This is a genomic window from Lysobacter sp. CCNWLW3, from assembly GCF_036697405.1.
GTDB lineage: Bacteria > Pseudomonadota > Gammaproteobacteria > Xanthomonadales > Xanthomonadaceae > Lysobacter.
On the sequence record NZ_JBAHWA010000001.1, the window covers coordinates 219,719 to 232,191 of the forward strand.

Here is a 12,473-nt window from a genome sequence, read left to right on the forward strand (position 1 = left end):
TTGATTGGTATGTGATGGACGTGGAGCGGAAGGGGGTTCGCAGCGGGACCGGCGCCGATTACTCGGCGCTGGCCTCGCCGTGCAGCGAATTGACCAGGGCGTCGGCGACCAGCTTGGTCTGCTCGGCGACGTGGTCGGCCAGATGGCCCGCCGCCGGCGAGGGCGAACGCGCGCGGCCGGCGTAGTGCAGGGCCTGCTTCGGCGCCAGGCAGGCGGCCAGGTGGTGGCGGATCTGGTACCACGCGCCCTGGTTCTGCGGTTCTTCCTGGCACCAGACCACGTCCTTGGCCGCGGCGTAGCGCTTGAGCTGTTCGCTCAGGGCTTCGCGCGGGAACGGGTAGAGCTGCTCGACGCGCAGCAGGGCGACGTCTTCCAGGCCCTGCTTCTGCGATTCTTCCAGCAGGTCGTAGTAGACCTTGCCCGAGCACACCACGACCCGCTTGACCTTCTTCGGGTTGGCGGCGGCATCGGGGATCAGGTGCTGGAACTCGCCCTGGGCCAGTTCGTCCAGGCTCGACACCGCCAGCTTGTGGCGCAGCAGCGACTTGGGCGTCATCACCACCAGCGGCTTGCGCGTGCTCATGCGCATCTGCCGGCGGATCATGTGGTAGGCCTGGGCCGGGGTGGTCGGCGCGCAGACCAGCATGTTCTCCAGCGCGCACAGCTGCAGGAAGCGCTCCAGGCGCGCGGAGCTGTGCTCCGGGCCCTGGCCTTCGTAGCCGTGCGGCAGGAACAGCGCCAGGCCGCACAGGCGGCCCCACTTGGCCTCGCCCGAGGACAGGAACTGGTCGATCACGACCTGGGCGCCGTTGGCGAAGTCGCCGAACTGGGCTTCCCAGATGTCCAGGGTCATGGGATCGGCGGTCGAATAGCCGTACTCGAACGCCATCACCGCTTCCTCGCTGAGCAGCGAGTCGATGATGGTCACGTCCGCCGGCGTCTTGACCAGCTCGCGCAGCGGCAGCACGTAATCGTCGCTGGTCTGCTCGTGCAGGATCGCGTGGCGGTGGAAGAAGGTGCCGCGGCCGCAGTCCTGGCCGACCAGGCGCAGCTTGTAGCCTTCGGTCAGTAGGGTGGCGTAGGCCAGGTTCTCGGCGAAGCCCCAGTCGCCGGCGAGCTCGCCGGCGGCCATCTTGCGACGGTCCTCGTAGATCTTGGCCACGCGCGGATGCAGCTTGACGTTGTCGGCGACGGTGTTGATCTGCACCGCCAGGCCGTCGAGCCTGGCGCGGTCGAAGGTGGTGTCGACGGGGTCGGTGATCTTGCCCGACAGGTACTTCGACCAGTCGATGGTGAACTCGTCCGGCTTGACCTCGACCAGTTCGGTGGTGACCGCGCCGGCGTCGAGCTTGTCGCGGTAGCCGTCGACCAGGGCCTGCGCCTCGGCGGCCTGGATCGCGCCTTCGGCGACCAGACGCTCGGCGTACAGCTCGCGCGGGGTCTTGTGCTTGCGGATCACCTGGTACATCAGCGGCTGCGTCGCCGCCGGCTCGTCGGCCTCGTTATGGCCGTGGCGGCGGTAGCAGACCAGGTCGATGACCACGTCGCGGCCGAAGCGGTTGCGGAAGTCCAGCGCCAGCTCGGCGCAGAACACCACGGCTTCCGGATCGTCGCCGTTCACGTGCAGGATCGGCGCGCCGACCATCTTGGCCACGTCGGTGCAGTACAGGGTCGAGCGCGCGTCTTCGCGGGCGCTGGTGGTGAAGCCGACCTGGTTGTTGATGACGATGTGGAGGGTGCCGCCGACCGCGAAACCGCGCGCCTGCGACATCTGGAACAGCTCCATGCCCACGCCCTGGCCGGCGAACGCGGCGTCGCCGTGCAGCAGGATCGGCAGGACCTGGGCGCGGCCCTGGTCGCCGCGGCGGGTCTGGCGCGAACGCACGCTGCCGGCCACCACCGGGTTGACGATTTCCAGGTGCGAGGGATTGAACGCCAGCGCCAGGTGGACCGGGCCGCCGGGGGTGGCGACGTCGGCGCTGAAACCCATGTGGTACTTCACGTCGCCAGTGTGGGCGTGGTCGCCCTCGACGTGCTCGAACTTGCCTTCGAACTCGTCGAACAGCTTGCGCGGCGGCTTGCCGAGGGTGTTGACCAGCACGTTGAGGCGGCCGCGGTGGGCCATGCCGATGACCACGTCCTGGGCGCCGTGTTCGCCAGCGCGGCGGATGGTGGTGTCCATCAGCGGGATCAGGGCGTCGCCGCCCTCCAGCGAGAAGCGCTTCTGGCCGACGTACTTGGTGCCCAGGTAGCGTTCCAGGCCGTCGGCCGCGGTCAGGCGCTCAAGGATGCGCTTCTTGTCGTCGGCGCTGCGCCCGTACTTGCCGGCCGCGGTTTCCAGGCGTTCGTACATCCAGCGGCGCTGTTCGGCGTCGGCGATATGCATGAACTCGGCGCCGATCGGGCCGGTGTAGGTGGCCTTGAGCAGGGCGACCAGGTCGCCGAGCTTCATGCGTTCCTTGCCCGCGACGCCGCCGGTGCTGAATTCGCCGGACAGGTCGCTCTCGGACAGGCGGTGGAAGCCCAGCGCCAGGTCCGGCGCCTCGGGCTTCTCCAGCAGGCCCAGCGGGTCGATGTCGGCCGCCAGATGGCCGCGCGAACGGTAGGCGGTGATCAGCTTGCCGACCCCGCGCTCGCGTTCGTCGCTGGGGCCGGTGGCGGTCGCGGCGCTGCCGTTGAGCAGGCCCCGCGCGGCGGCCCGGCTGGCCTGGGCGATGGCGTCGATGGCGGCCGAATGCGGCACGTCGCCGGCCTCGCGGCCCTTGAAACCGTCGAAGTAAGCCTTCCATTTGGCCCCGACGCTGTCGGGATCGACCAGGTACTGCTCGTACAGGTCTTCGATGAAGGCGGCGTTGGCGCCGAGTTGCGAGGACTGGGAGAACTGCTTCAGGAGGCTGTCCACGATGGTTATCGGGAAACTCTAGGGGGCGGATGTGGAGTCGCGCGCGCGCTCACGGCGCTACGCGCGGACATAGGATCGGAATTATAGCGGTAGTGTTAAGCCCAGCGGCATAACTACTTAGGTCTAAGCGACAGATTTTCTTCGATTTCCGGCCACGGACCGGGCCGGACCGTCGAAACGACCGCTGCGGCAAGCCCTGCAAATCTCGGGCCGGCGCGCGCGGTTTCAAGCCGCGCCGGAAGCCGCTGCCGGCGGGCCCGGGGTTTAGCCGGCACTCAGGCCGGCGCGCCGGGCGCGGGGCTAGATCCCGAGCGCGCGGTATTCGCTGCAGGGGCGGGCGCGTTCCCAGACCGGGTCGTAGTGGGCGCGCAGCTGGCGCGCGCGGGCGCCGTCGTCGATGCGGGTCTCGCCCTCGAAGCGGTGGCCCAGGGTGCGGAAGTACCAGCCGTCGCGGTCGTTGACGACGTAGGCGGAAGGGTAGGTCTGGTCGACCGGTTCCTCGATCGCGCGGAACTCGAACGCGGTCGGCAGGCGCTGGGCCAGGCCGATCAGCGGCGCCAGCGCGCGTTGCGGCGCGGCCGGGTCCTGCAGCAGCACGCGCACGCCGCCGCCGGCGACCGCGTGGCCGCGCAAGGCGGCGATCGCGTCGGGGCGGTCGAGCAGGCCGGGGTCGAGTTCGCGGCTGTAGATCGACAGGCCGCGGCGCGCGCCGGCGATCACGCCCAGCAGCGCGGCCAGGGCGGCTTCGCGGCTGTCGACCGGGTTGGCCGCGCCGAGCAGGCGGCGCATGCCCAGGTGTTCGATGCCGGCTTCCAGGAAGCGCTCGCCCAGCGGCAGGAAGCCGTGGCGGGCGTAGAAGCCCACCGCGCCGGCTTGGCTGTGCAGCGATACCTCGCGCCACCCCAACTCGGCGGCGCGTTGCAGCAGGGCGCCGAGCAGGGCGTCGCCGACGCCGCGCCCGCGCCAGGCCGCCAGCACGGCCATGCGGCCGATGCGCCGGTCCGGACCGAGCCGGCCGGTGCCGATCGGGGTGCCGGCCGCGTCCAGGGCCAGCACGTGCTCGCACAGCGGATCGCGCTGCGCGTCCAGTTCCAGTTCCTCGGGGACGTTCTGCTCGCGTACGAACACGGCCTCGCGCACCGCCCGCAGCGCCGGCTTCGCGGCGGCGTAGTCGGCGACGACGACGATGCTGAAACCGCGATCGGACGGGCCCGCGCTCACGCCTCGTCTCCCTCGTCCTGATCTTCGTCCAGGCCCAGGCGGTAGTGGCCGCCGGCGATCAGCTCGTGCACGCAGGCGCGGCCGGCCTCGGACAGCGCGGCGTACACGGCCCGGTCGATCTCGACCGCGTTGGCCACGGCCTGCGCGTCCTTGGCCGGCAGGGCGTATTCCTGGCCGCTGACGTAGAGGCGCGCGGCCTGGCCCTTGGCGTGGGCGCGGCGCCAGGCCAGGCGCGACCAGGGGTGGCGCCACAGGCTCGCCCCGCGCTCCAGGTCCCATTCGATCTCGATGCGCGAACGCGCCGGTTCGGCGCCGGCCGACACCACGCCGGCGGCGCGGTAGACGGTGATGAAGCGGCCGAACCAGTCGCCGAGGCGGTCGGGGTCGTTCATGCGCAGGGCGTTCAAGGCCTCGACCACGCGCGCCATCGCGGCGGCGTCGATCTCCGCCGGGTCCGGGGGCGGCGCCAGGTCGGGGTCGCGGTAGCGCAGCGATTCGTCGGCGTCGGCGGCCAGGGTGTCGATGTAGTCGCCCATCAGTTCGGCCGCGGACGGCGCGCGCATGCCGATCGAGAAGGTCAGGCAGGCGTCTTCGGCGACGCCGTGGTGCGGCACGCCCGGCGGCAGATACAGCATGTCGCCCGGGCCCAGCACCCAGTCGTGGCTGGGCGCGAACTCGCGCAACAGCTTGAGTTCGGCGTCGGGGCGGAAATCCTGCGGCGGGTTGGGGCCGGCGTCGATCTGCCAGCGCCGATGGCCCTGGGCCTGGAGCAGGAACACGTCGTACTGGTCGACGTGGGCGCCGACCGAGCCGCCGGGCGCGGCGAAGGACACCATGATGTCGTCGACGCGCCAGCGCGGCAGGAAATCGAAGGCCGGCAGCAGGGCGGCGACGTCGGCGTCCCATTTGTCCACGTCCTGCACCAGCAGGGTCCAGTCCTGATGCGGCAGCGCCGGGAACTCGGCCTCCTCGAAGGGGCCGTGGCGCAGGGAATAGCGGTCGCTGGCGCGGTCGTGCTGGATCAGGCGCGACAGTGCGGCCTCTTCGCAGGCCAGGCCCGCCAGGTCTTCAGGCTGGATCGGCGAGACCAGGCCCGGAAAGGCGTTACGGATCAACAGCGGTCGCTTCTGCCAGTAGTCGCGCAGGAATTGCGCGGCGGGCATGCCCAGCGGCGGCGCGCGGCCCGCGTCGACCTCGATCGGGTAGGCGGCGGGCTTGGACTTGCCGACGGGCGCGGCGGGGGATTTCTTGGCCATGGGGCGGACGAACTCGGGGCGGGCGCGGCTGGCCGCGCGGATTGCGCCATTGTCGCTCATGCAGCGATGAAGATAGGGACTAGGGGCCGAGTTCCCCCTTTAAAAAATGGGGCAGGGGGATTTGCTTTTGCTCGCGCACGGCCACAGCAAATCCCCCGGCGCCGCCAGCGAAGCATCGACTTCCGTTCGCGTCGGGCGCCCGCCCCATTTCAAAGGGGGCGATGGGATAGGCGCGATGCCCTCAGCTGGCGATCTCGTCGTAGCCGCGTCCCAGGAACTGCAGCAGGCACCAGCCGTGCCCGAACGGGTCGGCCAGTTGCACGATCCGGCCCCAGTTGGCCTCGCGCACCGCGCCTTCCTGGACCGCGCCGGCCGCGAGCGCGCGCGCCAGCGCCGCATCCAGATCCTCGACCACCACGTCCACGTGCGCCGGCATCCAATGGCGCGCGTAGTCGCGCGCCGAACCGCTGGCGCCGATGCTGCCGGCGGCCTTGCGCAACAGATAGATCGGCAGCTGAGCGCCGTCGAGTTCCAGCACGCTGTCGCCCAGGCGGCGCGCCGGGCGCAGGCCGAAGGCGGCGACGTAGAAGGTTTCGGCCGCGGCCAGGTCGGGAACGTCGAGATTGAGCAGCAGCCGCATCGTCGTCATGGCGCGGACTCGGCCCAGGCCTGCGTCAACGCAGGCCGATGGCTTCGGCGAAGGAGCGGTAGAACTCGCCGTCGGGATCGCTCTCGCGGTCGATTTCGATCGGGTAGGGCGTGGCTTCCTGCGGCATCGCGTTGAGCACGCCGATGAAGGCCCCGATGTCGCGGGTGTAGAAGACGTACTCGCGGTGGTCGGGCTCGGTGAACACGATCGCCAGCAGGCTGTGGCCGGCGGCCTCGATGCGTTCGCACACGCGATCCTCGAAGCGCTGCATGGCCTCGAGTTCGTCCGGCGAGGCGGTGTCCAGGCTGCGGTCGTCCTGGTAGGCCCAGATCAGGTTCAGGCGTTCCGGATAGGCGCGGAAATCGAATCCGCGCTCGAAACGCTTGAGCCGCATCAGCGACAACCCGTCGTCGGCGCGGTGCTCGGCCAGGGTCCAACCGCGGGTGTCTGCCATGGCGCGTGCGCTCCTTGCGGCCTCAGATCTCGCGCGCCAGGCGTTCGGCCAGGCCGCTGTAGCTGCCGGGCGTCATCGCCAGCAGGCGTTGCTTGTCGGCGGCCGGCAGTTCCAGGCCGGCGATGAACTCGCGCATCGAGGCCTCGTCGATGCCGTGGCCGCGGGTCAGCGCCTTGAGCTGCTCGTAGGGGTTGGGCAGGCCGTGGCGGCGCATCACCGTCTGCACGGCTTCGGCCAGCACTTCCCAGGCCGCGTCGAGGTCGGCGGCCAGACGCTCGGGATTGACGCTGAGCTTGCCCAGGCCGCGCAGCAGCGCATCGAAGCCGATCAGGGCATGGCCGAAGGCGGTGCCCAGCGCGCGCAGCACGGTGGAGTCGGTGAGGTCGCGCTGCCAGCGGCTGATCGGCAGCTTGGCGGCGAAATGCTCGAACAGGGCGTTGGCGATGCCGAAGTTGCCCTCGGCGTTCTCGAAGTCGATCGGATTGACCTTGTGCGGCATGGTCGAGCTGCCGACTTCGCCGGCCTTGACCGCCTGCTTGAAGTAGCCCAGCGAGATATAGCCCCAGATGTCGCGGCACAGGTCGACGCAGATGGTGTCGATGCGGCGCTGGGCGTCGCAGATCTCGGCGATGCCGTCGTGCGGTTCGATCTGGGTGGTGTAGGGCTGCCAGTCCAGGCCCAGAGAGGTCACGAAACGCTGCGAGAACGCCGGCCAGTCGATGTCCGGATACGACGCCACATGGGCGTTGTAGTTGCCGACCGCGCCGTTGATTTTGCCCGGCATCGGCGCGGCGGCCAGGGTCTCGCCCTGGCGCAGCAGGCGCGCGACCACGTTGGCGATTTCCTTGCCGACGGTAGTCGGCGAGGCGGTCTGGCCGTGGGTGCGCGACAGCATCGGCAGCGCGGCGTGCTCGTGCGCCATCGCGCGCAGGACCTGGATCAGCTGGTCCAGCCTGGGCAGCAGCACGTGCTGGCGCGCCTGGTTCAGCATCAGCGCGTAGCTGAGGTTGTTGATGTCCTCGCTGGTGCAGGCGAAGTGCACGAACTCCAGCGCCGGGCCCAGCTCGGCGTCGTCCTTCAGGCGTTCCTTGATCAGGTACTCGACCGCCTTGACGTCGTGGTTGGTGGTGCGCTCGATCTCCTTGACCCGGGCCGCGTCGGCCACGGAGAGCTCGTCGGCCAGCGCGCGCAGGCGCGCGCTGGCCGCGGCCGAGAACGGCGCCAGTTCGGCGATGCCCGGTTCGTCGGCCAGGGCCAGCAGCCATTCCACCTCGACCTTGACCCGGGCCTTGATCAGGCCGAATTCGGAGAAGATCGGGCGCAGCGCGTCGACCTTGCCGGCATAACGGCCGTCGAGCGGGGAAAGGGCGAGCAGCTGGGCGTTGAGGTCGGCGGACATGTCGGGGCAGGGCGGGAAACAGTCGATCATTCTAACAGCCCGGCGGTTTGCCCCGTCCGGAGCGCGCAGTACGGCGTGGCGCAGCCGCCCCCCGTCCGGCCGCCCGCACTCGACGCCCGCGGGCGCGGCGGCCATCATGGCGCCAGCCAGCGATGTCCGATGCCAGCCTCCTGCGCGGCCCTTGTTTCGGCCGGCCGCGCACCCGACCTCATCGACGTGGCCTCGCGCCGGCCGTTCCGCCCGCGCGCCGCCACGGCTCGCAACCCCCACGATTCAATGGAGTTGGCAATGGCGACCCGACGCAAGGCCCCGGCCCGATCCGCGGCGAAAACCCCCACCGCCGCCGAGCCGGCCTTCCGCCTCGAGCACGACAGCATGGGCGAGCTGCGCGTGCCCGCGGCCGCGCTGTGGGGCGCGCAGACCCAGCGCGCGGTGCAGAACTTCCCGATCTCCGGCCAAGCCATGCCGCGCGAGTTCATCCGCGCACTGGCCTACGTCAAGGCGGCCGCGGCCGAAGTCAACGGCGACCTCGAACTGCTGGATGAGGGCCAGTGGCTGGCGATCCGCGACGCCGCGCTGGCGGTCGCCGACGGCCGTCACGACGCCCAGTTCCCGATCGACGTGTTCCAGACCGGTTCGGGCACCTCCAGCAACATGAACGCCAACGAGGTCATCGCGACCCTGGCCACGCGCGCGGGCAAGGCCAAGATCCACCCCAACGACCACGTCAACCTGGGCCAGAGCTCCAACGACGTGATCCCGACCGCGATCCGGGTCTCGGCCAAGCTGGCCGCGACCGAATCGCTGCTGCCAGCGCTCAAGCACCTGCGCAAGACCATCGAGCGCCGCGCCAAGTCGCTGGCCAAAGTCACCAAGACCGGCCGCACTCATCTGATGGACGCCATGCCGCTGACCTTCGGCCAGGAGTTCGGGGCCTGGGCCTCGCAGCTGGGTTCGGCGCAGGAACGTATCGAGGACAGTCTCAAGCGCGTGCGCCGCCTGCCGATCGGCGGCACCGCGATCGGCACCGGCATCAACGCCGATCCGCGCTTCGGCAAGGCCATGGCGCGCGCCCTGTCGACGCTGGCCGGGACCAAATTCGAATCGGCCACCGACAAGTTCGAAGGCCTGGCCGCGCAGGACGACGCGGTCGAGCTGTCGGGCCAGCTGCTGACCCTGGCGGTGGCGCTGAGCAAGATCGCCAACGACCTGCGCTGGATGAATTCCGGCCCGCTCGCCGGCCTGGGCGAGATCGAACTGCCGGCCCTGCAGCCGGGCAGCTCGATCATGCCGGGCAAGGTCAATCCGGTGATCCCGGAAGCCGTGGCCATGGTCTGCGCCCAGGTCATCGGCCACCACAGCGCGATCACCGTGGCCGGCCAGAGCGGCAACTTCCAGCTCAACGTGATGCTGCCGCTGATCGCCTACGACCTGCTGGATTCGATCCGCTTGCTCGCCAACGTCATGCGCCTGCTCGCCGACAGCGCGATCGCCGGGCTCAAGGTACGCGAAGACCGCGTGCGCGAAGCGCTGGACCGCAACCCGATCCTGGTCACCGCGCTCAATCCCATCATCGGCTACGAAAAGGCCGCCGCGATCGCCAAGCGCGCCTACAAGGAAGGCCGGCCGGTGCTGGAGGTCGCGATCGCCGAGACCGGCATGGCCGAGAAGGAACTGCGCCGGCTGCTGGACCCGGCCGCGCTGACGCGCGGAGGCATCCACGGCGGTGGCGGGGGCGGCGGCTGAGTCCGTCGCGCGGTTAGCGGCGCGATGGCGCCGCGCAGGCCGGGTGCGGCCTTAGGCGCGCTTCCGGCTCGCGCAGTTGCGGATGGTCGTAGGGGATGTAGTTGTTCCAGAACCACGGAACGCAGGTCGGCCCCAGCGCGGCGTCGATCAGGTATTTGTAGATGCTCTCGCCGTTGGAGCTGTTGCTGAGGATCACCAGGCAACGCCGCCCGTCGGCCACGCACAGCGCGAGGTTGTTGGTGCCGTCGTCGTGGCCGCCCTTGAACCAGGCGCGACCCTGCGGCTCGCGGTAGGTCACCCAGCCCAGCGCGGAGGCAAGCTCGATGCCGCGATTGTCTTCGCCGACATCCTCGGACAGGGTCGGGAACTGCTGGACCGAATGGATCGCGACCTGCGGGCGCAGCAGCTCGGCCTTGCTCGCCGCGCTCAGGCCGTCGCCGCGGGCCAGGGCGGCCAGGAAGGCGGCCTGGTCGGCGATGGTGGTGTCCATCGAGCCGGCCGCGCGCACGGCGCCGCGGCGCTTGTGGCCCAGCGGCCGGTTGCGTTCGTCGTAGCCGATCGCCAGGTCGGCGGCGAAATCCTCGCGCCAGACCATGCCGCTGCGTCGCATGCCGTGGCGGTCGAACACCTGCCGTTGCATCAGCTCGCCGGCGTCTACGCCCAGGCCGGCTTCGATCACGAACTGCAGCAGGTTGATGCCTTCGCCCGAATAGGCGTAACGGCTGCCGGGTTCGAACTCGAACTTGAGCTTGCCCTTGGCGTCGTAGCCCTGCGGGGTGAAGAAGCGGAAGTTGGCGAAGCCGGAGCGGTGCGACAGCAGCAGGCGCGGGGTCAGCTTGCGCCAGCGCTCGTCGCCGGCCAGGTCGGCGTACTTCTCGTACTCGGGCAGGGGCTTGGGCAGGTAGTGCGCGATCGAGCGGTCCAGGTCCAGCCGGCCCGATTCGACCAGCGACATCGCCGCGTAGGCGAATTCGCCCTTGGTGATGGAGGCGCCGTACATGACGGTATCGGTGGTCAGCGGCAGTTGCTTTTCCTGATCGCGCCAGCCGTAGGCCTTGAGGTGGACGATACGGCCCTGGTCGATCACCGCCAGCGCCAGTCCGGGTACGCGCCCGGCCTGCATCAGGCGCTCGACTTCGCGGTCCAGCGCCGCGCCGCGCAAAGGCGCGGATTCGCGCACGGCCTGGCCGGCGCAGCCGGCGAGCAGCAGGATTGCGAAACAGGCGGGCAGAAAGCCGGAGAACAAGCGAAGTGCGGGCATGACGAGACCTCCGAGCTGGGTTCGGACGGCGACCCGCGTGGCGGGCGTCAGGGGGATTCGCTACAGGTCGAGCGGGTGCCCGTCGCAGCACCGGAGAAGCGACGGGCACCGCACTCGGTTAACTGCTGCAGTCGTGCACGCTGCCCTGGTCGAGGGTGGCGAAGGGCTTGAACGCGGGCAGGCTTGCGACCAGCGCGTCCTGGGCCGCGCGCATCTCGACGACGCGCTTGCACAGGCGCTGGGCCTGCTGGGCGATGTTGTTGGCCTCCGCGTCCATCTTGTCGCCGACCGCGCCCGGGTCGCCCTTGACCAGGCCTTCGATGGTTTCGCTGACCGCCTTGCCGGCGATGTCGGCGCCGGCCTTGCCGATCGCGATGCCGTCGTCGCGCACGCCCATGGCGTTGCTGTACAGGCGCTGGGCCTGGCTGCGCTGGGCCGGATTGAGCGTCACCGCCTTGCCGTCGATGCTCAGGTCGCCCTGCTTGGTGATGACCGCGACTTCGCTGCCGCCGTGCAGGCTGATGCGGTCGTCGCCGAGTTCGATGTGCTTGAGCACGCTGTTGCCGATCGTTCCTCGATCGTGGTTGCCGCAGCCGACCAGGGCGACGGCGAGCAGGCTGCTGGCGAAAGCGGCGGTGGCGAGTTTCATGGCGGAATCCTGCGATCGGAAGGCGGGTAGGGACGGCATCATTCGTCGTCGCGCGGGACGGTGACGGTACCGGCGACGTCGCGGTGGTCGACCGAACCGCTGCCGACCGAGCCCACGTGCAGGTTGCCGCGCACGCCGATCACATCGATGTCGCCGGAGCCGATCTCGCCGACGTCGACGTTGCCGCCGACCTCGTGCAGCTCGACGTCGCCGGAGCCGATATCGCCGACCTTGGCGTCGCGCGCGATCTTGCGCGCCTTGAGGTCGCCCGAGCCGACCGAGACCACGTGCAGGGAGCCGATGTCGTCCAGTTCGATGTCGCCGGAACCGACGTCGGCGGTGACCTGGCCGCGCACGTTCTCGGCGCGCACGTCGCCGGAACCGACATCGGCGCTGAGCGCGGCCACGCCGGTGGCGCGCGCGTCGCCGGAGCCGACGTTGAGCTGGACCATCAGATCGGCCGGCACCGTCGCCTTCAGGCGCAGATAGGCGTAATGATCGCCGAGGCTGAACCAGCTGCGCTCGCTGCGCCGGGCCACCACCACCAGCTTGTCGCCGACGCGGTGCTGGCTGAGGGTGAGTTCGGGCAGGTACTTGGCGTCGGAGGCGCAGGCGCGGCCGTGGACCGCGTGCTCGGCGCCGGTGACGACTTCGAGCTCGTGCTGGCCGATGTCGAAGACCACCGCCTTGGCGCCGGCCAGGTCCAGCTGCAGATCGCGGGCCTGGGAATGCTGGCAGTTGCCGTCCTGCGCCGTCGCTGCCAGGGGCAGCAGGGCGAGGGCGGCGAGCATGAACTTGCGCATCACGTACTCCTGTCGGGTCTGACCCGCCGCAGCGGCGGGCGTCGCGTACTCGGATGCAGCGGGGGCGATCAGGGTTGCAATGGGGTGACGCTGGGGGGGCCGCTTGTGAGCCTGCGCCGGGCGGTGCCGCTGT

At 70.2% G+C, this 12,473-nt stretch carries 10 protein-coding genes; 1 reads left to right on the plus strand and 9 read right to left on the minus strand.

Annotated features, from left to right (window positions below; genetic code table 11):
* Window positions 1-58: 58 nt before the first annotated feature.
* The 6 genes from V1318_RS01020 to purB form a co-directional block, all read right to left on the minus strand.
* A complete protein-coding gene (locus tag V1318_RS01020; RefSeq protein ID WP_332936940.1) occupies window positions 59-2,902 on the minus strand; it encodes a 2-oxoglutarate dehydrogenase E1 component in 2,844 nt (947 codons plus the stop codon).
* A gap of 300 nt (window positions 2,903-3,202) precedes the next feature.
* Window positions 3,203-4,123, minus strand: a complete 921-nt coding sequence (locus V1318_RS01025) for a GNAT family N-acetyltransferase (RefSeq protein WP_332936942.1) — start codon at window positions 4,121-4,123, stop codon at window positions 3,203-3,205.
* A complete protein-coding gene (locus V1318_RS01030) occupies window positions 4,120-5,286 on the minus strand; it encodes a cupin domain-containing protein (protein ID WP_332938286.1) in 1,167 nt (388 codons plus the stop codon). Before V1318_RS01030 ends, V1318_RS01025 begins: the two co-directional genes overlap by 4 nt.
* Before the next feature lie 334 nt (window positions 5,287-5,620).
* Entirely contained in the window at window positions 5,621-6,019 is a 399-nt protein-coding gene (locus V1318_RS01035; protein ID WP_332938288.1) for a VOC family protein, read from the minus strand.
* A 34-nt stretch (window positions 6,020-6,053) separates the two neighbouring features.
* Entirely contained in the window at window positions 6,054-6,482 is a 429-nt protein-coding gene (locus V1318_RS01040) for a DUF695 domain-containing protein (RefSeq protein ID WP_332936943.1), read from the minus strand.
* Window positions 6,483-6,504: 22 nt separating this feature from the next.
* On the minus strand, window positions 6,505-7,881 hold the full coding sequence (gene purB, locus V1318_RS01045; RefSeq protein ID WP_332938291.1) for an adenylosuccinate lyase: 1,377 nt from the start codon (window positions 7,879-7,881) through the stop codon (window positions 6,505-6,507).
* A 288-nt stretch (window positions 7,882-8,169) separates the two neighbouring features.
* Here purB and V1318_RS01050 point away from each other — a divergent pair, with 288 nt between their 5' ends.
* The gene (locus tag V1318_RS01050; protein ID WP_332936945.1) at window positions 8,170-9,627 is read left to right on the plus strand and encodes a class II fumarate hydratase; all 1,458 of its coding nucleotides are present in this window, start codon (window positions 8,170-8,172) and stop codon (window positions 9,625-9,627) included.
* Between the two features lie 13 nt (window positions 9,628-9,640).
* Here the strand turns inward: V1318_RS01050 and V1318_RS01055 are convergent, their stop codons facing one another.
* The 3 genes from V1318_RS01055 to V1318_RS01065 form a co-directional block, all read right to left on the minus strand.
* Window positions 9,641-10,888 (minus strand): serine hydrolase domain-containing protein, encoded by a 1,248-nt coding sequence (locus V1318_RS01055; RefSeq protein WP_332936947.1) that lies wholly within the window; start codon window positions 10,886-10,888, stop codon window positions 9,641-9,643.
* Between the two features lie 118 nt (window positions 10,889-11,006).
* Complete coding sequence (locus V1318_RS01060) at window positions 11,007-11,537, minus strand: hypothetical protein (RefSeq protein WP_332936948.1); 531 nt, start codon at window positions 11,535-11,537, stop codon at window positions 11,007-11,009.
* A gap of 38 nt (window positions 11,538-11,575) precedes the next feature.
* Window positions 11,576-12,340, minus strand: a complete 765-nt coding sequence (locus V1318_RS01065; RefSeq protein ID WP_332936950.1) for a hypothetical protein — start codon at window positions 12,338-12,340, stop codon at window positions 11,576-11,578.
* Window positions 12,341-12,473 lie beyond the last annotated feature (133 nt).